Source organism: Microbulbifer maximicatervae (SeqCode), from assembly GCF_052467615.1.
In genome coordinates this window covers 5,158,214-5,182,500 of the sequence record NZ_CP174319.1, presented here as the reverse complement: position 1 = coordinate 5,182,500, position 24,287 = coordinate 5,158,214, and the positions used below count along the sequence as shown (strand labels likewise).

Genomic DNA, 24,287 nt, shown 5'->3' with positions numbered 1-24,287 from the left:
CACTATTTTCCCCACAATCGAAATTGATAAATTGGGAAACCTGGCTTTTCAGCTTGTCTACCCAACCCGCAACAATATCGGGGGTATTCAAACTGCGCTCCTGAGCCTTAAAAGAGGGGTCACCAATCAGCCCCGTGGCACCGCCAACCAGTGCAATTGGTTTATGCCCTGCCGCCTGAAACCTCTTCAAGGTCAGCAACGGTACTAGACTGCCTATATGAAGGGAGTCTGCGGTGGGATCAAAACCGCAATACAGGGTTCGACTCTCCGACAAATGCTGCGTCAGTTCGCCGTCACCAGTCGCTTGATTGATTAATCCGCGACGGTCCAAGTCTTCAAGCAGTGTCATGTCGACCCCAGCCATGCTTTCCCCTCATATTCAGGCTTGAAATTAGCGCCACCAAACGGCGGCAAAATGCGCTGCAACATTACCGAAGTTTGCGGCAAATACAAGCGTGCGGCAGCCTAGTATCCGCACTAAAAACAAAATTCATGAGGAACCAAACCGTGCAAAGACGTGTCAATTATCTCGTGAACCAAGGCGGCTTTTTTGCTATAAAGTCCCTTCAATGCCTGTTTTTTAGACACTCAGTTTTTCAAGCGCAAATAACAACGACTGCCAGTACCATCCGCTAACCTCATGCAAAACCATCGTAAATCGAGTACAGGCCTCCGTATTGGCGGCTTACCTAAGCATTTTCCCCGCGTTCATGCGCTGACCGCTGGTATCGCAGCCTTTGTCCTTATGTTGGCCGTTCTGATTCCTTCACCGGAGATTTCCTCTAAGCGCACATCCCTACCCGTCAAACTTTCAGAGATCACAAGCGGCGACAGCACTGAAGCCAAACCTGCACTCACTTATACGCCGGCGGAGACCCCACTACTTAACGTCAGTGTTGAGGCGGTCAAGTCGTTAAGCCTTGAAGTACGTAACGGGGATACTCTGTCAGATCTATTTCAACGTGCAAAAATCAGTGCCAAAGAGATGTACCAGCTTCTGGGTAGCGGCAAAGAGGCAAAACAGCTTGCACGTCTAACTCCAGGTGAAGAGCTGACCTTTCAAACAAATAATGATGGCCAGCTGCAGTCCCTGAAATTACAGCGGGACCGACTCAATCAAATTGAGTTTACTCGCACAAATGCAGATAAGTTTGAACACGCACTGATAACTCGCGAGCCCGACAGCCACCCGGCTTACCGACAGGCCCAGATCGATAGCTCCCTATTCCTGGCCGGTAGCGATGCTGGGTTGAGTGACAGCCTGATAATGGAGATGGCGGATGTATTCAGCTCCGATATCGACTTTGCCCTAGATATTCGCAAGGGCGACAATTTTAGTGTGATGTTCGAAGAGTTGTTCCTGGATGGGGAGAAAATTGGCAACGGTCCTATCCTTGCGGTCAGTTTTACCAACCAGGGAAGAACTTTTAGCGCTGTACGCTATGTGGATAACAGTGGTGATGCCAATTACTACACGCCTGAAGGCAAAAGTATGCGCAAGGCATTTATCCGCACACCGCTGGACATAGTCCGCATCAGCTCTCACTTCAACCCAAGCCGCCTGCACCCAGTATTTAAGTCACGCCGACCTCATAATGGCACCGACTATGCCGCTCCAAGAGGCACCCCCGTTTACTCTACTGGCGATGGTCGGGTTATCGCGTCCGGCTATAGCAAACCCAACGGCAACTACGTATTTATCCAGCACGGCGAACGGTATGTAACCCGCTATCTCCACCTGACCAAGCGCAAAGTCAAAAAGGGCCAGCGCGTTAAGCAGCGCCAGGTTATTGGCACTGTGGGGTCTACCGGTTATGCCACTGGCCCGCACTTGCACTACGAATTCCTGGTGGATGGCAGACATCGCAACCCCGCCACCATTGTGCGCAAATTGCCCAAGGCAAAGTCGGTACCGACTTCTGAGATGATCCGTTTTAAAAACCAGACCCAGCCACTTCTGGCGAAACTAGAAAACTTCCAGGGGCCGGCTCTGGCTCAACTGGATGAAGAAAGCCCCTAACAAGCGCCAACGAATATGCCCGATCTGTTTATCGGCCTGATGTCCGGCACCAGCGTTGACTCCATTGACGCGGTGCTGGTCGATTTTGGCGATGAAGAAAAAATTAACACCCGTATCCTGGCTGCGCTAGCCCACCCGATTCACAGCGGCCTGCGCGAAGCTATCCTCAGCCTCTGCGCCCCCGGCCCTTCAGAGCTGGATCGCGCCGGACAGTTAGACCGGCAACTGGGACAGGTTTTTGCCGAGGCCACCAATACCCTGCTAGCCCGAGCCGGTGTTGAGGGTCAGTCTGTTACCGCCATTGGCAGTCACGGCCAAACCGTACGCCACCGCCCCCCAGGCACAGTGACGTCTCCCTTTACTTTGCAACTCGGTGACCCCAACACCATCTCAGCACTGACGGGCATCTGCACCGTTGCGGATTTCCGTCGCCGGGATATCGCTCTCGGTGGTCAAGGAGCGCCTTTAATGCCGGCGTTTCACCAGGCTGCCTTCAAAACTGATGGAAGCCGTGCTGTGGTCAATATCGGAGGGATGGCCAATATCACTGAGCTGACGGCAGATGGCCAGGTTTACGGCTATGACACAGGTCCGGGTAATGCATTGCTCGACTACTGGGTGAACCTACACAAAAACCAGCCCTACGATAGAAATGGAGACTGGGCCGCGAGCGGTCGCGCCAATGCTGAACTTCTCAACCGTCTGCTTTCAGATCCCTATTTCTCCGCCGAACCACCCAAGAGCACTGGCCGTGAAACTTTTAACCCCAGCTGGCTCGAACAGGCCTGCGCCGGTTTGGAAGTGGCACCGGTAGATGTGCAGGCGACCCTGTCTGAAGTGACCGCAGCCAGTATCGCAGATGCCGTGCATAATTTTGCCGAAGGCGGCGAGCTGCTCACTTGCGGGGGCGGGGCAAAAAATAAGGACTTGGTTGCGCGATTACAGCGCCGCTTGCCCACCTGGTCTATTACTGACACGGGCAGTTACGGTATTGACGCAGACTGGCTCGAAGCCGTTGGATTTGCCTGGTTAGCCCGCCAGACATTGAGAGGACTACCCGGTAATTGCCCGGGAGTGACTGGCGCGCAGAAAGAGGCGGTGCTAGGGGCTATTTACCCGCCCTGATCAATAGGGCGGGTTAGGATTTCTCAAATAGAGAAAGAGGAGCCGCAGCCACAGGTAGCGGACGCATTGGGATTTTGTACTACGAAGCGCGACCCCGAAAGGCCTTCTTCGTAATCAACATTGGCGCCAACCAGGTAGGGGTAGCTCATCGCATCCACCAAGACCTGAATGCCATCCTTTTCTATGATGGCATCATCTTCGGCAACCAATTCATCAAAGGTAAAACCGTATTGGAAACCGGAACAGCCGCCTCCGGTCACGAACACCCTGAGTTTCAGCTCCGGGTTGCCCTCCTCTTCCAACAGGCTTTTTACCTTGGCCACAGCCTTGTCTGTGACCACGAGTGGCGCGGGAGAAAAGGATACAGCTTCTGACATAAGTCTCTCTCAACTCATCGGGACATTCACCGCTCGTATAAAAGTTATAACGAGTGCAGCCCCGGGGGCGTCATCTTGCTTAAACCCAGCAATTCAGTCAAGTATTAACCGGCAGGTGGGCCGGTACAACAAAGTACCAGCGCCAGCCAATACTACCCGGACTTAAGAGGCTTCAATGACAGTTTCATCTTCGGAATAGCCGAGCATATGGGGCTCACCCGCGCTACTCAAGTCGGCACTGGATACCAGGGCACCGTTTACCTGGGCACCTTTCAGCATCTCGATCAGCTTATAGTGTACATTGCCTTCTACCATTGCCTTGGAAGCGAGCTCCAGGTGGCGCGCAGCAAACACATCCCCTTTCACATTGCCATTGATCACTACCTGAGGCACACGAATTTCACCCTCAATGATGCCGCCATCCACAATTTGCAGGCGCGCATCACTATCACTGTGAGCTGTAACATTGCCACGCACCTTACCTTCGATGACCAGGTTGCCACGGAAGTGGATATCACCGCTGATCTCAGTCTGACGAGCGATCAAAGTCGTGTGGTTACTACCGGTATTGGCCATAGTTATCTGTTTCTCTTTTTTTCTTAACATAATCCCCAAAACCTCGTGCCTTTGGCACCTATGCTAACTTTCCTGTACTAACCAACCGTAGCGCTGCTCAATATTAAAGCCCTTGCGCCCAGAAGATTTAAGTGACAACTCCACACCTTCGGGCACAAATCCCTCCGGCAAGCGCAGCTCTCCCTCGATATTCTGAAAATATTTAAAACGCAGCTGAATCGACTCACTATCCACCTGCTCCGACAGTTCCTTCAGAGGGTAACTCTTCGGTTCCCCATCCTGACGGCCCACTACGGTAAATGTGGCCGTGCCTTTTACAACATCCCGACGCGCTGCGGACTGTTTGATCTGTAACTTGTACTGGTAACTTTTTGGATCGCCGGTCTGCGAGAGGATAAAGCGTCCAATGGACACCCCCTCACCCCCATCTTCAGGGGCCATGACGCCGCGATAGAAAGAAATTTCCTGCTTTAGCTCTGCGATCTGGCTCTCTTTCTGCACCAGTTCCGCACGTACCGACTCACTCGCCTGCTCACCGATAGTCAGCGACTGCTCTGCAGTGGCAACCCTCATTCGCAGGGATTCATTCTCACTCTGGAGCGCGGTAACACGATCGAGTACTTGAGTATGCTCCAGTGTCTTGCGATCGAGGCTCTGACGCAGCTGATACTGTCCGGCAAAATAGGACCCTGCCGAGGTCACTAATACCAAAAAAACGACCCCCACTACGGCAATGACACCAGAGAAGGGTTTATGAGGCACCACTTTCATGCGGTACTGCTTGCTGCCTTTAACTTTGAGCACCATGAAATCTGCTAAGTCTTATCCGGGATTTATCGATTGTCGGGAAACACCCGATTCTAAGGCAGCAGTGCCGGGCTATCCAGGCCCAACGTCTCAGTTAAGCCAAACATAATATTCATATTCTGGATTGCCTGGGCGGACGCGCCTTTGGCCAGGTTATCAATGGCCGACAATACCAGTACCGTATCCCGCTCCTGGGGTTGCAATACCGAGATGCGGCACATATTGGTCCCTCTTACCGTACGAGTCTGAGGGTGGCTGCCCGCCGGCATCACATCTACAAAAGGCTCATTTTTATAGCGGTTTTCAAAGATCTGCTGAAGCTCATCGGCATCAACCTTCCCCGCTGACCGGGCAAATAAAGTAGCGTGGATACCGCGAATCATGGGAAGTAAATGCGGTACAAAAGTCACCTGCGCGGGAGAGGATTCAGTGGCCTGCACTCGACGAAGCCCCTGTTCAATCTCGGGTAAATGACGGTGCCCGGCGGCAGAATATGCGCGGAAGTTGTCGCTATTCTCAGCCATAATCAAGTCGGTCTTACCCTGTCGCCCCGCACCACTGATACCACTGGCCGCACTGGCGATCAGCTCACCAGGTTCTACCAGGCCCTTTTCCAAAAGCGGTATCCATCCCAATTGAATCGCGGTGGGATAACAGCCCGGGCAGGCTATCAACTGCGCATTGGCAATCTGTTCCCGATTAACTTCTGGCAAACCATAAACAGCGCTTTGAGCTAATTCCGGAGCGGCGTGGGCCTGACCGTACCACTGCTCCCAGGTAGGTATATCTTTCAAGCGGAAATCGGCGGACAAATCGATCACTCGAACTCCGCGCTCAATAAGTGCCGGTACCTGGGCCTGGGCAACGCCATGAGGTGTAGCGAAGAATACAACGTCACAATCCGCCAGCTGTTCGAGATCGGGGCTACAGAAAGACAGCTGCGAGTGCCCTCTCAGGCTAGGGAAAAGCTCGGCAACCGGGGTACCATTCAACGAACGGGAGGTGATTGCGGTAACTTCCGCTTGTGGATGTGTTGAGAGAAGCCGAAGTAATTCCACCCCTGTATAGCCGGTGCCCCCGACAATCGCTACTTTTATCACCTTGCTAAAATCTCCGGTATATCCGCCAACTGAGACGATAATCGTAAAACCAGACAGGCACTCTACCACAAGCCCCAGCATTTTAAGGATGTGCGGTGTCACAGCCCCCAAGGAACTCGCTAAAAAAGTCGTTTTCGCGTTATTTAGTTAGGCCTGGCAGCCTCGAAAATATACGCTTACAGCTTTCCTCCAAAGACGCGCTGGCGCCTTTGCTGGGGATGGCCCTGATCACCGGCATCCTGGCCGGAGGGGTAACTGTACTTTTTCGGCTGGCAATGGAGTGGCCGACCACGCTGTTTTTATCAATCCCACAAAATTACGAATCCCTTCCTCCTTTCTGGCGCTTCGCATTGCCAGTCATCGGCTCTCTGGTAGTGGGATGTATCTATTTATTTCTAAATCCCAGACGCCGCCAGGTGGGAGTGGTCCATGTCCTGGACCGGCTCTACAATCACCAGGGGCAAATGCCAATGCAAAATGCCCTGCTACAGTTTTTTGCCGGCGCAATAATTTTAATAAGCGGCCACTCGGTGGGGCGGGAAGGCCCAGCTGTACACCTGGGAGCAGCCAGTGGCAGCTGGTTAGCTAGGGCGCTGAAGCTCCCCAATAATTCCGGTCGCAACCTACTGGGGTGTGGTGTAGCCGCAGCAATTGCGGCCTCCTTTAATACCCCGCTGGCGGGCGTGGTATTCGCGATGGAAGTCGTGATGCTGGAATATACTGTGGCAGGTTTTTTACCGATAATTCTCGCGGCTGTTGCCGGTAGCGCCATTACCCAGCTGACTTTCGGTAGCCAGCCTGACTTTAATGTACCCGCGATTCAACTCAATTCCCTTGCCGAGCTGCCGCTACTTTTCGTTTGCGCACTGGTTATTGGGGTTCTCGCCGGATTATTTATCCGCTCCCAGCGTATTTTGATTCCCCAGCAGCGTTATTCCCCACTTCTTCGATTTCTCTTGGTTGGCCTTGTTACTGGCACCTTGGGTATCTGGGTACCGGAAATCCTGGGCGGTGGATATGACACTTTGCAGATGGCAATGCTGGGGGAGTTGGGGGTAGCGACACTCATTGCTATTGTCGCCGCGAAATTAGTCGCAACCGCTTTGGGGGCAGGGCTCGGAATTCCCGGTGGGGTAATAGGCCCCAGCCTGATTATCGGTGCCTGTATCGGTGGTATTGCCGGTGGCCTGGCTAACTTGTGGCTGGGTGAGCACACCGCGAGCCCCGGCTTTTATGCCATGGTGGGTATGGCGGCAATGATGGCTGCCATGCTCAATGCGCCTCTAGCTGCGCTACTCGCTATCTTGGAACTTACCTATAACCCACATATTTTATTCCCTGGAATGATGATGATCGTGGTGGCCACATTAGTAAGCCGCCAACTCTTTTCCACTATCGGTCTCTATCACGAAACGCTGCGAGCCCTGAATAAAGCGGGAATGCCGAGTTGGCGACAGCAAATGCTGAGCAGTGTCGGAGTTGCCAGCGAAATGAATCAGAGCTTTGTTGTGACTCCTAGGGAAATTACCCGCGCTGCGGCAACAGAATTAATTAATCAACATCCCGAGTGGATTCTTATCGACTTACCCAAGGAGCCGGCACCGCAACTACTGCGCGCAGCAGACTTGGCAACTTTTCTTCGCGGTGGTGCGAAAGAGGCGGCCGAGAGTGAAAAACAAGTTTCCTCCGCATCAGATAAATTACTAGACCCGGGAGAAATGATCGATTTATTGAGACTACCCGGCGAACGCAAACAGCTGGCGTCCCTAAGCTGGCGAGCGACAATGCTGGAGGCCTCGCAAAAGCTGGAGAGAAGTGGCGCGGATGGCCTATATGTCTGCCGTCATAAAAGCGGTTCGCTGGACAATCGCACGGCGGGCATTATTCTGCCGCTACAAATTAACAACTTTTACCGGAAGTAATTTTTCTTCCCGTTTCTTTTAAGGGGACTTTCAATGCTGTGGATCAAGGCTTTTCACATTATTGCGATGGTGTGCTGGTTTGCCGCACTTTTTTATCTGCCACGACTGTTTGTCTACCATGTCGATGCCACTGATGCCGTTAGTCGCGACCGCTTCTGTATTATGGAACGCCGCCTTTATCGCGGTATTGCCATTCCTTCCATGCTGGCCACCGTTGCCTTGGGCATTTGGCTCTACAGTTTGAACCCGGCCTACTACACCTCCGCCGGCTGGATGCACGCAAAACTGACTTTTGTTGTTCTCCTCCTGGGCTATCACCATATCTGTGGCGCCTATGTTCGCAAGTTTGCCCGGGGAACCGTTACCCGCAGCCGCCGCTACTTCCTAATATTTAATGAGTTCCCAGCAGTTGCACTTGTCGCCATCGTCATTTTGGTTGTCGTAAAGCCATTTTAATTTGGCGCGTATTCATTCCTTGTCAAAGGCGCTCAGCAACTAGAATTAGGCGCACAGCTAATGGCCGTCATGTAGAGCACTTATGGATACACCTCAGCCCGTTATTCTGACCGTTACTCACCACGACCCCAGCGGCAGCGCCGGAATTGCCGCAGATACTGAGACAGCGGTCAGTCTCGGCTGCCATGCGGCCTCGGCAGTTACCGCCATCAGCGTGTGTAACACCGGTGAATTGCTGGGTGTCGCCCCAGTCGACGACAGCCTGCTAATTGAACAAACCCGGGCCGTTCTGGAAGACATGCCGATCGCCGCGATCAAGGTCGGCTACCTGGGCTCTGTGGAGAATGTGCGCGCGCTTCACAGCGTACTCCACGACTACCCGGATATTCCCGTCGTTATCGACCCCGATGCCACACTGGCCGACAAAGATAGCGTACTCGCCCCGCCTCTGTGGGAGGCTATGGTGTCGCTGTTGTTGCCCAAGGCGACCATGGTGTGTCCCAACCGCAGGGAAGCGCGCGCCATGGCTGTGGAGGCCGATGTCCTCGATGCCATGGCCCAGGAAATCCTCGAATCCGGCTGTCGCTACCTGTTGCTGACTGGCGTGCCCCACGAGCAACAATTGCAGAACCGGCTCTACGATGAGCGCGGCCTGATGCGGGAGTTCAAGTGGGAGCGCTTGCAGCCAGCGGCCTATGGCGTCTGCGGCACCCTCGCTACTGCCATTGCCTGCCATATCGCCCACGGGCTGACCATTATCGAAGCCGTTACCCGCAGTCAGCAATACGCTTGGAGTGCGATCAAAGACAGCCGGCGCCTGGGCATGGGAAGGCCGATTCCCAACCGGCTGTTCTGGTGCGAACGCTAAACCTGGAGCTGCTGACACAAATTTCGCCCCTGCCCCGATCAGTCTCACCGTCCCCATGACGGTGAGATCTTCTGTCTACACAGTCTGTGACCGGTCGTCGCCAATCTACACATTGTCCTCAGGCGCCACCCCCGCGATAATGCTCCCCAGGCCCTTTATGCAGAACCTGAATATAAGTTTATGAGTAAATCCGAGCAGCTCTTCGCAGAAGCACAGCAGTACATTCCCGGCGGCGTTAACTCTCCGGTACGGGCTTTTCGCGCAGTCGGCGGTACCCCGGTGTTTATCCGCCGTGCCGAGGGCGCCTACCTCTACGATGCAGACGAGAAACGCTACATCGACTACGTACAGTCCTGGGGCCCCATGGTGCTGGGCCACGCACACCCGGAAGTTATTGAAGCCGTGGTAGAACAGGCCCAATCGGGACTGAGCTTCGGTGCGCCAACCGAATTGGAAACCGAACTGGCCGAAGAACTCTGCCGCCTGTGGCCGAATATGGACCTGGTGCGCTTCGTCAATTCCGGTACCGAAGCCACCATGAGCGCGATTCGCCTGGCCCGTGGATTTACCGGGCGCGACAAGATTGTGAAGTTCGAGGGCTGCTACCACGGCCACTCCGACTCCCTGCTGGTTAAGGCCGGCTCCGGGGCCCTGACCATGGGTGTACCCTCCTCTCCCGGCGTTCCCGCCGCCCTGGCAGATCACACCATCACCTTGAGCTACAACGATGCTGATAGTGTGCGCAGCTGCTTCGAAGAGCTGGGCGATCAAATCGCCTGTATCATCGTCGAGCCTGTTGCCGGCAATATGAACTGCATTCCGCCGGTACCCGGCTTCCTGGAAACCCTGCGCGAAGTTTGCGACCAGCACGGTGCCCTGTTGATTCTCGATGAGGTGATGACCGGCTTCCGGGTGAGCTTGACCGGGGCCCAGGGCTTCTACGGTATCGAGGCGGATATCACCACCCTCGGCAAAGTCATCGGCGGCGGTATGCCCGTTGGCGCCTTTGGCGGTAAACGCGAGATCATGGAACAAATCGCCCCTCTGGGTCCGGTTTACCAGGCGGGCACCCTGTCCGGTAACCCTGTGGCTATGGTCGCGGGCTTGGAAACCCTGCGTTTGGTGGAAGAACCCGCCTTCTACGAGCCTTTAATTGCCAAAACCGACCGTTTGGTGGAGGGCATCCTGACGGCCGGTAAAGCCGCAGGTATCCCAATTACTGCCAACAAGGCCGGCACCATGTTCGGCTTCTTCTTCACCGAAGAACCTAAAGTAACTAACTATCAACAGGTAATGGCCTGCGATAACGAGCGCTTTAACCGTTTCTTCCACGGCATGCTGGAAGAAGGTGTCTACCTGGCACCGGCCTCCTATGAGGCAGGGTTTATGTCCGCAGCTCATACCGATGAGGATATTGAGGCCACAATCACTGCCGCTGAACGCGTCTTCGCCCGCCTCGGCTAATTGCCCGCCCCTCTCCAGCACCCGCAGCCTGCGGGTGCTGCTTCTATACCCGTTTTACTTTACCCCCCTCCAATAAAGCCCCAGTCGCTTCACCGCAAAGTTATTGCGCTCAAAAAAACTAACAGCTAAAAATGTATACAAAATATAAAAGGTATACATTTTGAAAAACTCACCGTTTTCAGATACCAGCTTGTCCGCCATCAGCGCAGGCTTTGTCGCCGTGCTGGTGGGAGTAGCCAGTTCCGCCGCCATAGTCTTTGAAGCCGCGCGTGCAGCTGGCGCAAGTGAAGCAATGATCGCCTCCTGGATTGGCGCCCTGGGCCTGGGGATGGGCATTACCTGTATTGCCTTCTCTTGGTATTACCGCGCCCCGGTAATCACTGCCTGGTCGACTCCAGGTGCTGCACTTTTGGCCACCAGTTTAAGTGGCATCCCCATTGCTGAGGCGATTGGTGCTTTTGCGTTTAGCGCCCTGTTAACACTCCTCGTGGGCTTGTCCGGAGCCTTTGAGCGGGTAGCGCGAATGGTGCCGGCACCGATTGCCAGCGCTATGCTCGCAGGCATACTGCTGCAATTTGGTCTCTCAGTATTTACTTCTCTGCAGGCACAACCGCTATTGGTCGGCATCATGTTACTGACCTATCTAGTCGGGCGCCGTTGGGCGCCTCGCTATGCCATTATTTTGGTACTAGCGGCTGGAGTGGTGACTTGCTGGAAGTTGCAACTCATTGCATCGGCCCAGATCGGCTGGCAAGCGGCACACCCTGTTTGGGTAACGCCAGAATTCCGCCTCTCCACTTTAATTGGCATTGGCCTTCCTCTTTTTATCGTCACTATGACCTCTCAGAACCTGCCCGGAGCGGCAACCCTGGCCGCCAGTGGCTACAGTAGAGTGCCTATATCTCCTGTTATTAGTGGCACCGGCCTCACCTCTTTATTGCTGACACCGTTTGGTGGCTTTGCATTTAATCTGGCGGCTATTACCGCTGCTATTTGCACCGGCCCGGAAGCCCATCCCAACCCCGACAAACGCTATACCGCCGGCATTGCCGCCGGTATTTTTTATCTGTTGGTGGGCCTCTGTGGCGCTAGCGTTGTGGCATTATTCAGCGCCTTCCCCCAGTCGCTGATTGCCGGCCTCGCCGGCTTGGCACTGATTGGCGTCATTGGTAGCAGCCTGGCTGGCGCAACAGCCGAGGCCGACAGTCGCGAAGCCGGAATTATCACTTTTCTGATCAGTGCTTCCGGTATCAGCCTCTTCGGCATTAGCTCTGCCTTTTGGGGCCTGCTGGGGGGGCTGATGTGTTACTGGTTTTTCAAGCGCAGGAATTAATAAACATCAATGGGCCTCTACGAAAAAATTAAGTCGGACTTGCAGCATGGGCGCTTCGCCGCCGGCCAGGTGCTAAAGCAAGCCGAACTGGCAGAGCTTTACGCCGTGAGCCGTATTCCGGTTAGGGACGCTCTACAAAGATTGAAAAATGAGGGCTGGTTAACCGGACACGGAAAACGCGGCGTCGCAGTGCCGCAGTTTGACCCTATTGAAGTGGAAGACCTCTACCTGATGCGCATGCGCCTGGAGCCGCTGCTGCAATCCCTGGCACTGGAAAACCTTAATAGAGAGATTCTGGGGCGGGCCAGAGATATTCTGGAATCCATGCAAGCCAAACCTGAACTCTCCGCCGAGCAGATCGGAAAAATGAATTGGGAGTTCCATGCCTGTATTTACCGGGCAGCTGCAAGACCCACGCTATTTAGTACCGTCGAGCAACTGCACCGGCAATGTGAGCGTTATATCGGTTACCAATCCCACGGTCTGAATTACCAGGACAACAGTCAGGACGAGCACTTTGCAATACTCAATGCACTCCAAGAGGGAAACGGGGACCAAGCCGCCGCACTGCTGGCAAAGCATATAGAAGCCGCCGGCAAACTATTGGTAAGGCACTTACATCAGCCCCATTTTTAAACCGCTTTCCCTCAGCAATCGAAAATCACCCACTGCGGCAATTTGATATGATGGCTGCCAATTGCGGCTGCGGGGTTTCTGCGGCCCTATGGATAGCCGGAGTAATTTCCCGATGAGCCAAAGATTCGGCCGTGGTGCCTACCCCAACACTCGCCTGCGTCGCCTGCGTGCAAAGGATTTTTCCCGTCGACTGGTGCGGGAAACCCAGTTGAGCAGTGACGACTTGATCCTGCCACTGTTTGTTATTGAGGGGCGTAACGAAACCCAAAAAGTCGCCTCAATGCCGGGTGTTGAACGCCTGAGCGTAGACCTGTTGGCCAAGAAAGCGAAGACAGTTCAAGAGTTGGGAATCCCCGCAATAGCCCTGTTTCCGGTAGTCGACCCGTCGGCAAAGTCCGATTGCGCCAGTGCCGCCCACGACGCCGATGGCTTGGCACAAAGGGCTGTTCGCGAGCTGAAAAATGCGGTACCGGAATTGGGAGTTATCACCGATGTAGCCCTGGACCCCTTTACCAGCCACGGCCAGGACGGGCTGATGGACCACAGCGGTTATATCGTCAACGACGAAACCGTTGAGGTATTGGTACAGCAGGCCCTGTCACACGCTGCAGCCGGTGCCGATATGGTGGCCCCCTCGGATATGATGGATGGCCGTATCGGAGCCATTCGCGATGCTCTCGAAGGCGCGGGCCACAGCAATACCCTGATTATGTCCTACGCCGCTAAATATGCCTCCGCTTACTACGGCCCCTTCCGCGATGCAGTGGGCTCTGCCGGGAACTTGAAAGGTGGCAATAAAGCAAGCTACCAAATGGACCCCGCCAATACCGATGAGGCATTGCACGAGTGCGCCCTGGATCTGCAAGAGGGCGCAGATATGGTGATGGTGAAACCCGGTATGCCCTACCTGGATATAGTGCGTCGGGTAAAAGAAGAATTGCGGGTTCCCACTTTCGCCTATCAGGTGAGCGGGGAGTATGCGATGCACTGCGCCGCCTTTGAAAATGGCTGGTTGAAGCGAGAGGCGGTTATTCTGGAGTCCTTACTGGCCTTTAAGCGCGCCGGTGCCGACGGCATCCTCACCTATTTCGCCGAAGAAGCCGCACAGTTGCTGCAAGACTGATAGCCGGCGATAAAGCGCGCGATTCAATCGCGCGCTACCTTCCCTAGGGCCACTGATCTTCCAGGTCAGGCCCCACCGGCTGGGCTTCCTCTACCGGTACGCTGTGAGCCCTCCCGCCAAAAGTATTATCTCTTGGCAGCTCCAGGGGCTCCTCTTCATAATCGGAGCCATACTCGGGATCTACACCAAACTCTTCCGCATCGTCACCTCGAAGTTGTTCCTGCAATTGTTGGCGGCGCTGATCGCGCATCTGCTGCTCACTGGTATCCACCCCCCAACCGGGACTCATCTCCTCTCTGGGAGCCGCTTCGTCGCGACCATTGCCAAATAGATTGCGGAACCAGCGCCAGCGGTTCTGCCCCCGACATTCCGGCGCCGGTTGCAGCTGGCTCTCGTAGGAGAAAGGAATCTCATAACCACCGCGACAGTAATCCGGGTCCATAAACTGCCCCCGGGAGTTCACTGACTTAAGCTCCACTCCTCGGGGCATCTCTGCCGGTCCATGTTGATGGGGCAGCTTGCGCATAATCTCCGTCCAGATCGGCAGTGCGCCGGTGGAGCCAGTTAGGCGCGTGCGCTCATTGTCGTCGCGCCCGAGCCAGACTACAGCGGTTACTTCCGGCGAGAAGCCCGCAAACCAACTATCGCGGTTATTGTTAGTGGTTCCGGTTTTCCCGGCAAAGGCGATGCTACTTGGCAAGCGCTTGGCAGAGCGGCGTCCGGTACCCTCACGCATGGCCTGCTCCAGCCCCCAGCGCAACAGGTAAGCTGGAACGGGGTCGACACCGCGATTAGCCTTGCGGCGGAAGTGCTGTACACGGCCGCCCTGGGCATCGGAAACCGCCAGCAGTGTGCGCGGCTGTACCGTCTCACCATTGTTCGCGATGGTCTGGTACATACCGGCAACTTCGAACGGGGTCATCTCCACAGCACCAAGCAACATCGCCGGCACTCGGGGGAGCCTGGATTCAACACCCAGGCGGCGAATCGTCTGGCGCACATTCTGCAGGCCGAGATCCAATCCCAAATGGGCCGTCGCCAGGTTATAGGACTTGGCCAGAGCGATATATAGCGGTATCTGTCCGTGAGCGCGCTTATCGAAGTTCTGCGGCATCCATACATCGCCATCCGCCTCTTCAATTCTCACCGGGGCATCATCGATCAGGGTGGCCAGGTTGTACTCTTCCGGTCGCTCTAGAGCAGTGAGAAACACAGCCGGCTTAATCAGGGAGCCCACCTGGCGGCGGGCTTCCAGCGCCCGGTTGAAGCCTGGGTAGTCCGGGTTCCGATCTCCCACCATGGCGAGCACATTGCCGTTGCGATTATCCAACAATACTGTCGCGGCCTGGAGTGAATTGGCTTTGATCCCTCGGTCTTTCTCCAGCTGGCTAACGCCCTGACTGATGGACTCCTCCGCCAACTTCTGCACCGAAGGGGCCAAGGTGGTGTAAACCCGTAAACCCGAAGTGCGCAATTCCTCGTAGGAGTAGTAGGGACGCAATTCAATCAACAGCCGCTCAGTAAAGGCCGGGTAAGGATTCTGCGCACCGACACCACCCTTGACCACCCCCAGAGGCTTGGCGGAATACTTCTGGAACTCCTCCTGAGTAATCAGCCCCTGCTCCAGCATCAATTCCAGCACGGTATTGCGCCTTTGCAGTGCTCTCTCGGGATTGCGCCAGGGGTTGTAGTAAGACGCACCTTTCGCCAGCCCCACCAACAGCGCTACCTGATGGGGTTCCAAGGTGTCCAGGGGCTGCTGGAAATAGAATTCAGAGGCCAACCCAAAGCCATAAATACCTCTGGCACCCTGCTGACCCAACCATACTTCGTTGATGTATTCCTGCAGGATATAGCGCTTGTCGTAGTGCACCTCCATCAGGATGGCCATCAGGGCCTCGTTGAATTTACGCCTCAGGCTGGGCTTATGGTCAAAAAAGATATTTTTGACCAACTGCTGAGTAATTGTGGAGCCACCCTGTACCAATCGTCCGGCTTTTGCGTTGGCCACCATGGCCCGGGCAATACCGCGAGGGGAAACACCAAAGTGATTGAGAAAGTCCTGGTCCTCAACAGCAATCAGGGTATTGGCTACCAAGGGAGGAATATCATCGAAACGCACTGGATTGCGGTCGTCACCTCCCCCTAGTAGAGAGCCGATATTAGCTGCGTCCAGGCGAAACTCTGCCAGGCTTCGGCCATTGTCATCACGCAGGCCGCTGATTTGATCATTGCGCAGACGGAAGGAGACCACCGCAGCAGGCTGGCGGCCATTGGCATGGATAAAGTCCCGGCGCCAGACCTTGTAATTCATTCCGTCCTGAACCCAGGAACCAGGCTCACTCAGAGTGCCCTGCTTGCGGTAATTCAAGGCAGCAAATTCGGACTCCAACTCATCCGGATGCATTGCCATACCCTCGCGCAGCACCAGCGGACGAGCGTAGACTCGGGCGGGGAGTTGGTATTGACGGCTATCCAGTCGCTCGCGCAGCTGCACATCCAGGTAAGCCATATACGCTGCCAGCGCCAGGGAGCCCACCAGGGCTAAAAGCACTAGCAGCTTGAGCCAGCGATATCGTCGTTTGGGCTTTGACGCTCTGACGCGCCGGCGTTTCGTTGATGCCATATGAGGATTCAGTCCCGCTGCCAACTCAGTACATCAAGCGACTCATGAGACCTAACCAGCCCCAATCGAAGAGTCGAAGGCAGGGTACCAGCAGGTGGCAGCTCCGCTGGTATCTTGCTGCCAGTGCCTTTCAGCACTGGCGGGCCCACTCAATTAGCGGGCTAAAATCCAGGCTTGGCAGTATCTATCACCTGGCGGTTTACGTGAAGGTGCTATTTACACCTGTGCGAGGATTGACCGCAGCAACCGCCTATAAGTTCACCAAGATGTAACAAGCGCCTATGTGAGGGTTTGCTGTCGCCAGCCCTCCCCAATGCCTTGCACTTGGCAAAATCACGTCCATAATGCGGCGGAAATGTAGACAATAAGCCCGAATAGGAATGATATGCAGCAATACGATCTCTACGGCATAGGTGCCGCCCTACTCGATACAGAAATCGAAGTGTCGGACCAGGATTTGAGCAGCCTTGGCGTGGAAAAGGGAATCATGACCCTGGTAGATGATGCCCGTCAGCAACAGCTGGTAGACGACCTTCAAAACCATATGGTCACTGCCAAGTTGGCTTGCGGTGGCTCCGGTGCCAATACAGTCATTGCTGCCAGCTATTTCGGTCTCCGCACCTTCTATTCGTGCAAAGTTGCCGCTGACGAGAATGGTGATTTCTACAGAAACAACCTGAACAGCGCCGGGGTCGACTACCCCGAAACACTGAAGCAAGCTGATGAGGGCACTACCGGCAAATGCCTGGTGCTTATCACCCCGGATGCCGAACGCAGTATGAACACCTATCTGGGAATGAGTGAACAGCTCTCAGTCGCTGAACTGGATAGCGATGCACTGTCCGCCTCCAAGTGGGCCTATATCGAAGGCTACCTGGTCTCCTCTGAAACGGGTCGTGCCGCAGCGATCAAGCTTCGCGAAGAAGCTGAAGCCCACGGAGTTAAAACCGCTCTCAGCCTGTCTGACCCGGCTATGGTTCAGTTCTTCGGCGAAGGGCTGCGGGAAATGATTGGCGGCGGTGTGGATATGCTGTTCTGCAACCGGGATGAGGCTCTGGGCTTTACCGGTACTGACTCTGTGGAGGGCGCCGTTGAAGCGTTGCGCGATTACTGCCGCAGTTTCGCGATTACCCTGGGCGCCGATGGCGCACTGCTATGGGACGGCAACGACGTTCACCGCATAGAGAGTCCCGAAGTCCGCGCCATCGATACCAACGGCGCAGGCGATATGTTTGCCGGTGCTTTCCTCTACGGTATCAACCGCGAAATGAGTTTTACCGAAGCCGGCGAACTCGCTTGCCGCGCTGCCGCCCAGGTGGTGAGCCAATACGGCCCGCGACTAGAAGCCGAGCAACACTCCGAATTACTCGCACCGGTTGTTTAATAGCAATTGCCTAATAGCAGTTATCTATAGACACATGATTTCCAGGGGGCCCTAAGGCTTGGGCCCTCTGGAATGGTGGAGCATCCCCGGGTAGCTATCCAGCTCCGGCAGCCCCGTCGCTGCGGAAATACCGAAGCCTTGGGCATAGTCCACCCCCATCTGGCTCAATTTTTCCATTAACTCCGGGCTCTCTACATACTCGGCGATAGTGCTGATACCCATTCTCTTCGCCAAGTGATCAATAGTGCTCACCATTGCGCTATCAATTTCATCCTCGAGCATATTGCGCACAAAGCTTCCGTCGATTTTAAGAAAATCTACCGGCAGCTGGCGCAGATAAGCCAGGGAGGAAACACCGCGACCAAAGTCATCCAGGGCAAAGCTGCAACCAGCGGCTCTCAGCTTGTGGATAAATATCAGGGCTCGTTCGAGATTATTAATGGCGCTGGTTTCTGTAATTTCAAATTGAACCCGCGAAGGCGTTACACCGGCATCGGACAAAGACTGCAGCACAAAATCAGCAAAGGTCTCATCCCCCAGGCTGATACCGGAAATATTGACCGCATAATTAATTCCGCCCATCCCCAGGCGCTGCTCCTGGGCCATATAGTCAAAGACCCGGCGAATTACCCAACGGTCCACTTCCTCGATCAAGCCGTAGCGCTCTGCGGCTGGCAAAAACAGCCCCGGTGAAATCACTCCACCATCACGGCCGCGCATCCGCACCAGGATTTCATAGTGGTGGACATTGCGGTCCCCCTTTAGTGAAACCACTGGCTGTCGGTACAACATGAGGCGATCTTCCCGCAAAGCCGCGTGAATTTCCGCAACCCAGGTAGTCTCGCGACGCTTCTCCAATACCTTACGGGAGTCGCCAAACAGCTTAACGCGATTTCTGCCCTGCTCGCGGGCACTGCAACAGGCATCATTGGCCGACGCCAGTAACTGACTGGCACTGGGGGTAAAGTGATCGACACCAACAACACCGATCGACACCGCGACCCGGTTGTCATTCCCCTCCCAGAAAAAACTGAAGTTCTGCACAGAGTCGCGCAGCCGAGCCACCACACGACCACCTTCTTCCAGGGTGCAGTCGCGCAGTAGTATCGCAAACTCATCACTGCCGACTCGGGCAAATAGATCATCGCTGGAGAGGCAGCGCTTGATTAACTCCACCAACTGAACCAACAACTGGTCCCCGGCAACAAAGCCCAGGGTATCGTTAATAACTTTGAATTGATAAACATCCAGGTAGAGCAATACATGGTGCTGGCGTTTATCGACACAGAGGCTGAGTTGGCTTTGCAGCTCACTCTCAAAGAATTGTCGGTTGGGCAGTCGGGTTAAGGCGTCGTGGCTGCTTTGCCACATAAGGCGAGTGGAAACCCGGCGTGCGGCAGAGGTATCCCGCAGCACCAAAACATAATTTTTAAGCACCCCCATATCCCAAAGAGCCATTACCTGCACGGTCACTTCAAGTGGGACATGCTCTTCCCCTGGGCGCTCAATACAGGCATTAAACTCTCTGGTTCTGGGTACTTCACCCAGGTCACTGGATGCCGGCAATATCGGCTCTATCGCATCGCCCCGGCTATTGCACAGGCGCAAACCTTCACTGAGTGGCTGGCCGGGCAGCAGTCCAACCAGGTCCCCAGTCATTTCGTTGACCAAGGGGTTGGTGTAAACCACCGTGCCCGCAGCATCGGTGACAATGACACCATCGGCAACTTCACCGAGAGCCGCCTCCGCCGCCTGTAAACTGATCTGCTCACAGGGACGCAGCCCCTCTTCCAACTGGGCGAGGGGGCCGAGATAACTTGCCGCCTCTGGATTAAACAGCGTCACGGGAAAACTCACTCAAAACACAACAGAGCAAAGCGCAAACCTTTCCCGGCAGCGGGGAGGTGCCTTGCGACAGGCCATAACCGAAAAAGGTTACCGACATCATCGCCCACGATCGCCGATTTTATTCAATTATCCAGCCTCCCAGCCGAGTTTTTTCTACAAATGTATAAATTGCACATTCACAGATTGCTGCGCAAGAAATTTTTTAATTTCTCGTCTTCAAATACTCGTTGTAGAGTTGTGCTGAGCAGTCCATTCACACGGCTTTGGACTTCTTCACGGCTGGGCTTAACCAGGTTCCGATCTTTGCCGGAAGCGCTGTAAGTGCCGAAATAAGTGCGAGGACCAATTTTCACTTCCAGGTGAATTTCAGCAGAGGTGTCAATCTCGGTGGTATAAACCGTATTTGGACTGTTGTAGGTGAGTTTTACCAATTTTGCGATCATCTGAACTTCCGGCGCGGTATCGGTAATTCGGAATGACCAATTTGAAAAACCCTCACGCAATCCCGCTGCAATAGCCTCACCAGCGTCATTGCCAATACTTACCTGAGCAGTATCCGCATAAACACCACCCAATGATCCCAAGCCGCCAGAGGGCAGTTCATTAACTCCCATCACACTCATACTAAAGCCTTCGCCTATCGCTTCAGGAGCAACCTGGACCTGAGGCTGCAGCCAAATTTGCAGCGGGCTGTGAGCACAAGCGCTGAGTAGCAGTGCACCAGCAAAAACCAATAACTTCTTCATGTTTAATTCCCCCTCACTTCAAAAAAACTGCCAATTCAGCCATGGTGATGGTGGTGGTGCTCACCCTCATCACTCATCCGAACTATTGGCACAAGAATATCTACACTGCTGCCATCGGCAAAAAGCAGTCGCAACGGCAACTCCTCCCCCGCCTGCAAGCGCAGACCTTTAATCATTAAGTGAACTCCACCGGGAGCCATATCTACACTTGCCCCGGCGGCAATCGTCAGCTGATCCAGCGGGCGCATCCGGTTTATTCCATTCTCCGATATTGTGGTATGCAGGTCTGCTGAAGCCTGTTCAACACCCGGCAACTCCACACCCGTGAGTACCTGACTCGAATCACCAGTGTTGTGCAGCGACACAAAGGCAGCGCTCATCGAAGGCCCCGGAGGAGTTTCCCGGGCATACCCCTCCGCCGTAATTCCTATGGAATAGGCGCCTTTAGACACAAGGAGTGCGGTGATTAAAAAGGCAAATGCCAATACTTTTTTCATGGTGCCCCTCCGCTGGGCTTAATCAGAATCAGTTTCGCCGGATTCCCGACTTTGATATCTCCACGCACCCGATACCCGGGTACAGCCTCGCGCAGTTGCTGATAAACCCAACGGCCCTCAGCATCACTGCGCGCTACGATAATGACGCGCAGCTGCTCGCTGCGAATCCTGCCCGCTACTCGCTGCAACTGTTCCACCAGCCCGGCAGACCTTGCTGCAAGTTCACCGGCTGGCAGACCTATCACCTCCCCTTGCGGTAAATCGAGCTGCGCTCTCCCCCGCTCGCGGACCAACTGTGTACGCACTTCAGCCACCAGCGGATTGGCCGGGGCCAACATCTCGGCCCGTTTCAACAGGGTATTCACCTCCCCAAAATCCCTGCGACGCAGGGCGTCCCGCGCCCGCTCAACATAGGTGACCACAATGGTTTGAATACCGGTTTCTGCCTTGCTGTTATCCGGTTGCAGTTGCAATACACGCAGGTAATAGTCGTAGGCACTGGCGCCGGCAGGCTGGGTTAGATGCCCTTTGCGCAGCGCCTGTTCCGCACGACTCAAAAAAAAGGAAATATTGTTGCGCCGAACCTGGTCTTGGGATGGCGTCTTTTTAGGGGCGGGAGGAGGGACAACCGTTTTAGGTGCGGGCTTATTGGATGAGCAGGCCCCCAGGCAAAATGCCAGTAGCAGTAAAACCCCAAGGCTGTGAAGGCGTTCAAATGACGGCAAAACAATCCCCTATTGTTGTTTTTTTGTACCACTGGCGTCGCTATACTGCTGCGGCGACTGAACCCCCGTCTGGTGCAGCAGTCTGAACTATGCGCCCGACTATAATGAATTTTTTCATCTATGGCTGTGATGACCAAAAGTTTCCGAAAAAATTTCCTCGTTCTGCTGACAATCCTGCTGGCCACAACCAGCATTGGAGCTACAGCGCAGAATTCCGATAACCCTTTTGCCTCGCTGAGCAGCGCCCAGGAAAACACTTTTCTGCCGGTTGATGAAGCTTATCAGCAGGATCTGCTCTTTGATGCCAACGGCCTCAGTGCACTCTTCCAGATCGCCCCAGAGTACTACCTCTATCGCGAAAAACTGGCGCTGTACAGGGTCGATAATGGTGAAAAAACTCCCATCCCCCTGAACCTGCCAACCGGTGAAGTCATTTGGGACGACTATTTCGAGAAAGAGACTGAGGTCTACCGAGGCCAGCTCGAATTTGCCCTGGAAATCCCTGAAACCAGCGGTTCTACCCAACTGGAGCTCCACTATCAAGGCTGCGCAGATGCCGGCCTTTGCTATCCACCTCAGACCCGATACTACAGTGTGGATTTTGCCAGTCAGGATATAGAACCGCAGGACAGCGCCTTAATTACAGGCGCGCCCACTCCGCCAGCGAGTGCTGGCGGTGCCGCAGGCAGTAGCAATGTCACCTTATCACTGGCGCTGCTTCTCGCATTTGCCGGTGGCTTGATCCTGAACCTGATGCCCTGTGTCTTCCCAGTACTGTCGATTAAATTACTGGCAGTGAGCCAGGCGGCACAAAATGCAAGCCAAAGGCACCACCACGGCTGGGCTTATACACTGGGCGTAGTTTTGAGCTTTGTGGCTATCGCCGCTGTGATGCTCGCCCTTCGCGCCGGCGGAGAGGCTGTCGGCTGGGGCTTCCAGCTTCAATCCCCCTGGTTGGTGGCAGCACTCGCCTACCTGTTTTTTATCATGGGGTTAAGTCTGTCCGGAATGACCGAACTCGGCAGTAACCTGATGGGTATTGGCGGCAACCTGAATAAACGTCAGGGGTTGTCGGGCTCTGTGGCATCCGGCGCGCTGGCAACCTTGGTGGCCAGTCCCTGTACTGCGCCGCTGATGGGCTCCGCACTGGGGTTTGCTGTTACGCAGCCCGCGCTTATTGCGCTAAGTGTTTTTGCCGCCCTTGGCGCCGGTATGGCGGCCCCCTTCCTGTTGTTGACCTATATCCCCGCTCTGGCGGAAAAGCTGCCCAAACCCGGCCCCTGGATGGATCGCCTGAAGCAGTTGTTGGCATTCCCGATGTATCTCACTGCGGTATGGCTACTGTGGGTTCTGGGCCGACAAGCCGGGGGGGATGGAGTTGCCCTGGTACTGGCTGGTGCTGTAGCCATTGCATTTGCCCTGTGGCTTTGGCCGCGTCCGCAATGGCACTGGCTGCGCGGTTCCCTGGCCCTGGCCTCCCTGGCCTTGGCAGTTTTTCTCCTTCCGCAACTGAAAACCATCAATCAGTCTGAACAATTGTCCAGCAACGATTACTGGGAGCCCTATTCGGCAGAGAGACTGGAGACTGCACGCAGTGAGGGGCGTGCAGTTCTGGCCAATATGACCGCGGCCTGGTGCATCACCTGCCTGATGAATGAGAAAGCTGTGCTGTCGAGCACCGAGGTCAGTGATGCTTTGGAGCGCCTCAACGTGGTCGCGCTGAAAGGCGATTGGACCAACCAGGATCCGCGAATCAGCGAATTATTGGCCAAATACGGGCGTACCAGTGTGCCGCTGTATCTCCTCTATCCCGCCGATGGGGGCGACGCAAAAATACTGCCGCAAATACTTTCTCAAGATGATTTACTACAGGAATTGGAGAACGCTGTGGACTCCCCTTTGAGCACTGGGGTGACTCAGTAAAGTTTTTGACGCCTTTGTAGCCAATAACCCAAGGTAAACAGGCCACAGCCCGGATATTTTGAACTAATTTTTTGCCCAATATCGCCGAACTGCTGCTAACTTCGATAAACTCCGAGTCTGGCATGGACAGGGAGTCACTTTTGCGGCAGACTCGGTTAATGAGTTCGGGCAGCTAGGCCGAAATTTCGAGTTTGCCCGCAAGATAGCCAATTTTAACCCACTTTATATGGGTTTTCGGCAACTTTCTTCAGGGCGAATTATGGCTAAACTTCTTCTCCTTCACGGCCCCAACCTAAATCTTTTAGGCAGTCGCGAACCGCACATCTACGGGTCTACCACCCTGGCGGATATCAATGAAGCCGCCGAGCGCCAGTGCGACGCCGCCGGCCACGAACTGGAAGTCCTGCAGAGCAATAGTGAATCAGCCCTGCTCGAACGAATCCACCTGGCGGCGACCAGTGGGGTCGACTTTATCGTGATCAATCCCGCTGCGTTCACCCATACCAGTGTCGCCTTGCGCGACGCCCTAGCAGCCGTTGCCATCCCGTTTATTGAGCTTCATCTGTCCAATCCCCACGCCAGGGAAGCTTTCCGACACCATTCCTATCTTTCAGATCTGGCCTGCGGCGTAATCTGTGGCTTTGGCGCCAACAGCTACACCCTGGCCTTACAGGCAGCCATCCACCAACTGGATGCCACACCTGCACAACAATGAATCAAACTGCGAGTAA

At 54.8% G+C, this 24,287-nt stretch carries 22 protein-coding genes (1 of these 22 cut by a window edge); 12 read left to right on the top strand and 10 right to left on the bottom strand.

What is annotated here, in order from left to right; genetic code table 11:
* Positions 1-364: the start of a tyrosine--tRNA ligase gene (gene tyrS / locus ACJJIM_RS22805; RefSeq protein ID WP_444912061.1), read on the bottom strand. The gene continues 941 nt to the left of window position 1, outside the view; the window shows 364 of its 1,305 coding nt (coding positions 1-364); its start codon is at positions 362-364; its stop codon lies beyond the left edge, outside the window.
* A 276-nt stretch (positions 365-640) separates the two neighbouring features.
* Between tyrS and ACJJIM_RS22800 the strand changes: the two genes are divergently transcribed.
* Positions 641-2,020, top strand: coding sequence for an OapA family protein (locus ACJJIM_RS22800; protein ID WP_444912060.1), 1,380 nt, complete (start codon positions 641-643; stop codon positions 2,018-2,020).
* 15 nt (positions 2,021-2,035) lie between these two features.
* Positions 2,036-3,145, top strand: a complete 1,110-nt coding sequence (locus ACJJIM_RS22795) for an anhydro-N-acetylmuramic acid kinase (RefSeq protein WP_282934416.1) — start codon at positions 2,036-2,038, stop codon at positions 3,143-3,145.
* Positions 3,146-3,168: 23 nt separating this feature from the next.
* Here the strand turns inward: ACJJIM_RS22795 and erpA are convergent, their stop codons facing one another.
* From erpA to argC, 4 genes are all read right to left on the bottom strand, one after another.
* The gene (erpA, locus tag ACJJIM_RS22790; protein ID WP_108731633.1) at positions 3,169-3,522 is read right to left on the bottom strand and encodes an iron-sulfur cluster insertion protein ErpA; all 354 of its coding nucleotides are present in this window, start codon (positions 3,520-3,522) and stop codon (positions 3,169-3,171) included.
* A 162-nt stretch (positions 3,523-3,684) separates the two neighbouring features.
* Entirely contained in the window at positions 3,685-4,128 is a 444-nt protein-coding gene (locus tag ACJJIM_RS22785) for a bactofilin family protein (RefSeq protein WP_282934417.1), read from the bottom strand.
* 33 nt (positions 4,129-4,161) lie between these two features.
* Complete coding sequence (locus ACJJIM_RS22780; protein ID WP_413664271.1) at positions 4,162-4,905, bottom strand: DUF6776 family protein; 744 nt, start codon at positions 4,903-4,905, stop codon at positions 4,162-4,164.
* 53 nt (positions 4,906-4,958) lie between these two features.
* Positions 4,959-6,005, bottom strand: coding sequence for an N-acetyl-gamma-glutamyl-phosphate reductase (gene argC, locus ACJJIM_RS22775; protein WP_444913416.1), 1,047 nt, complete (start codon positions 6,003-6,005; stop codon positions 4,959-4,961).
* A gap of 95 nt (positions 6,006-6,100) precedes the next feature.
* On the opposite strand from argC, the gene ACJJIM_RS22770 reads away from it, so the two are divergent.
* The 7 genes from ACJJIM_RS22770 to hemB all read left to right on the top strand — a co-directional run bounded on the left by ACJJIM_RS22770 (position 6,101) and on the right by hemB (position 13,807).
* Positions 6,101-7,927, top strand: a complete 1,827-nt coding sequence (locus ACJJIM_RS22770) for a chloride channel protein (protein WP_444912059.1) — start codon at positions 6,101-6,103, stop codon at positions 7,925-7,927.
* A 33-nt stretch (positions 7,928-7,960) separates the two neighbouring features.
* Positions 7,961-8,383: a protoporphyrinogen oxidase HemJ gene (hemJ, locus tag ACJJIM_RS22765; protein WP_282934420.1), complete on the top strand. Its 423-nt coding sequence runs from the start codon at positions 7,961-7,963 to the stop codon at positions 8,381-8,383.
* 82 nt (positions 8,384-8,465) lie between these two features.
* Positions 8,466-9,251 (top strand): bifunctional hydroxymethylpyrimidine kinase/phosphomethylpyrimidine kinase, encoded by a 786-nt coding sequence (gene thiD / locus ACJJIM_RS22760; protein WP_413664269.1) that lies wholly within the window; start codon positions 8,466-8,468, stop codon positions 9,249-9,251.
* A gap of 180 nt (positions 9,252-9,431) precedes the next feature.
* On the top strand, positions 9,432-10,715 hold the full coding sequence (gene hemL, locus ACJJIM_RS22755; RefSeq protein WP_444895296.1) for a glutamate-1-semialdehyde 2,1-aminomutase: 1,284 nt from the start codon (positions 9,432-9,434) through the stop codon (positions 10,713-10,715).
* A gap of 160 nt (positions 10,716-10,875) precedes the next feature.
* Positions 10,876-12,048, top strand: a complete 1,173-nt coding sequence (locus tag ACJJIM_RS22750) for a benzoate/H(+) symporter BenE family transporter (protein WP_444912058.1) — start codon at positions 10,876-10,878, stop codon at positions 12,046-12,048.
* 9 nt (positions 12,049-12,057) lie between these two features.
* Positions 12,058-12,684, top strand: coding sequence for a GntR family transcriptional regulator (locus ACJJIM_RS22745; protein WP_444895298.1), 627 nt, complete (start codon positions 12,058-12,060; stop codon positions 12,682-12,684).
* A 112-nt stretch (positions 12,685-12,796) separates the two neighbouring features.
* Entirely contained in the window at positions 12,797-13,807 is a 1,011-nt protein-coding gene (hemB, locus tag ACJJIM_RS22740; RefSeq protein WP_444912057.1) for a porphobilinogen synthase, read from the top strand.
* 43 nt (positions 13,808-13,850) lie between these two features.
* Here hemB and mrcB read toward each other — a convergent pair whose 3' ends face one another.
* Positions 13,851-16,433, bottom strand: a complete 2,583-nt coding sequence (gene mrcB, locus ACJJIM_RS22735) for a penicillin-binding protein 1B (RefSeq protein WP_444912056.1) — start codon at positions 16,431-16,433, stop codon at positions 13,851-13,853.
* Between the two features lie 385 nt (positions 16,434-16,818).
* Here mrcB and ACJJIM_RS22730 point away from each other — a divergent pair, with 385 nt between their 5' ends.
* Positions 16,819-17,817: an adenosine kinase gene (locus ACJJIM_RS22730; protein ID WP_413664263.1), complete on the top strand. Its 999-nt coding sequence runs from the start codon at positions 16,819-16,821 to the stop codon at positions 17,815-17,817.
* Positions 17,818-17,868: 51 nt separating this feature from the next.
* Here ACJJIM_RS22730 and ACJJIM_RS22725 read toward each other — a convergent pair whose 3' ends face one another.
* From ACJJIM_RS22725 to ACJJIM_RS22710, 4 genes are all read right to left on the bottom strand, one after another.
* The gene (locus tag ACJJIM_RS22725; RefSeq protein WP_282934428.1) at positions 17,869-19,662 is read right to left on the bottom strand and encodes a putative bifunctional diguanylate cyclase/phosphodiesterase; all 1,794 of its coding nucleotides are present in this window, start codon (positions 19,660-19,662) and stop codon (positions 17,869-17,871) included.
* Between the two features lie 179 nt (positions 19,663-19,841).
* Positions 19,842-20,411, bottom strand: a complete 570-nt coding sequence (locus ACJJIM_RS22720) for a YajG family lipoprotein (protein WP_413664262.1) — start codon at positions 20,409-20,411, stop codon at positions 19,842-19,844.
* Between the two features lie 35 nt (positions 20,412-20,446).
* Positions 20,447-20,908 carry a copper chaperone PCu(A)C gene (locus tag ACJJIM_RS22715; protein ID WP_413664261.1) on the bottom strand — a complete coding sequence of 154 codons (462 nt, stop codon included), beginning with the start codon at positions 20,906-20,908 and terminating at the stop codon, positions 20,447-20,449.
* Positions 20,905-21,633 (bottom strand): N-acetylglucosaminyltransferase, encoded by a 729-nt coding sequence (locus tag ACJJIM_RS22710; RefSeq protein ID WP_413664260.1) that lies wholly within the window; start codon positions 21,631-21,633, stop codon positions 20,905-20,907. The genes ACJJIM_RS22715 and ACJJIM_RS22710 overlap by 4 nt, the downstream gene beginning before the upstream one ends.
* A 120-nt stretch (positions 21,634-21,753) precedes the next feature.
* Here ACJJIM_RS22710 and ACJJIM_RS22705 point away from each other — a divergent pair, with 120 nt between their 5' ends.
* Together ACJJIM_RS22705 and aroQ are read left to right on the top strand one after the other, a co-directional pair.
* The gene (locus tag ACJJIM_RS22705) at positions 21,754-23,556 is read left to right on the top strand and encodes a protein-disulfide reductase DsbD family protein (RefSeq protein WP_444912055.1); all 1,803 of its coding nucleotides are present in this window, start codon (positions 21,754-21,756) and stop codon (positions 23,554-23,556) included.
* A gap of 259 nt (positions 23,557-23,815) precedes the next feature.
* The gene (gene aroQ / locus ACJJIM_RS22700; RefSeq protein ID WP_282934435.1) at positions 23,816-24,271 is read left to right on the top strand and encodes a type II 3-dehydroquinate dehydratase; all 456 of its coding nucleotides are present in this window, start codon (positions 23,816-23,818) and stop codon (positions 24,269-24,271) included.
* Positions 24,272-24,287: the final 16 nt, after the last annotated feature.

Excerpts from the sequence above, each read along its gene's own strand:
- ACJJIM_RS22800 (WP_444912060.1), top strand. The coding sequence starts at position 641 with ATGCAAAACCATCGTAAATCGAGTACAGGCCTCCGTATTGGCGGCTTA.
- ACJJIM_RS22795 (WP_282934416.1), top strand. The coding sequence starts at position 2,036 with ATGCCCGATCTGTTTATCGGCCTGATGTCCGGCACCAGCGTTGACTCC.
- erpA (WP_108731633.1), bottom strand. The coding sequence starts at position 3,522 with ATGTCAGAAGCTGTATCCTTTTCTCCCGCGCCACTCGTGGTCACAGAC.
- ACJJIM_RS22785 (WP_282934417.1), bottom strand. The coding sequence starts at position 4,128 with ATGTTAAGAAAAAAAGAGAAACAGATAACTATGGCCAATACCGGTAGT.
- ACJJIM_RS22780 (WP_413664271.1), bottom strand. The coding sequence starts at position 4,905 with ATGGTGCTCAAAGTTAAAGGCAGCAAGCAGTACCGCATGAAAGTGGTG.
- hemJ (WP_282934420.1), top strand. The coding sequence starts at position 7,961 with ATGCTGTGGATCAAGGCTTTTCACATTATTGCGATGGTGTGCTGGTTT.
- thiD (WP_413664269.1), top strand. The coding sequence starts at position 8,466 with ATGGATACACCTCAGCCCGTTATTCTGACCGTTACTCACCACGACCCC.
- hemL (WP_444895296.1), top strand. The coding sequence starts at position 9,432 with ATGAGTAAATCCGAGCAGCTCTTCGCAGAAGCACAGCAGTACATTCCC.
- ACJJIM_RS22745 (WP_444895298.1), top strand. The coding sequence starts at position 12,058 with ATGGGCCTCTACGAAAAAATTAAGTCGGACTTGCAGCATGGGCGCTTC.
- hemB (WP_444912057.1), top strand. The coding sequence starts at position 12,797 with ATGAGCCAAAGATTCGGCCGTGGTGCCTACCCCAACACTCGCCTGCGT.
- mrcB (WP_444912056.1), bottom strand. The coding sequence starts at position 16,433 with ATGGCATCAACGAAACGCCGGCGCGTCAGAGCGTCAAAGCCCAAACGA.
- ACJJIM_RS22730 (WP_413664263.1), top strand. The coding sequence starts at position 16,819 with ATGCAGCAATACGATCTCTACGGCATAGGTGCCGCCCTACTCGATACA.
- ACJJIM_RS22720 (WP_413664262.1), bottom strand. The coding sequence starts at position 20,411 with ATGAAGAAGTTATTGGTTTTTGCTGGTGCACTGCTACTCAGCGCTTGT.
- ACJJIM_RS22715 (WP_413664261.1), bottom strand. The coding sequence starts at position 20,908 with ATGAAAAAAGTATTGGCATTTGCCTTTTTAATCACCGCACTCCTTGTG.
- ACJJIM_RS22705 (WP_444912055.1), top strand. The coding sequence starts at position 21,754 with ATGGCTGTGATGACCAAAAGTTTCCGAAAAAATTTCCTCGTTCTGCTG.
- aroQ (WP_282934435.1), top strand. The coding sequence starts at position 23,816 with ATGGCTAAACTTCTTCTCCTTCACGGCCCCAACCTAAATCTTTTAGGC.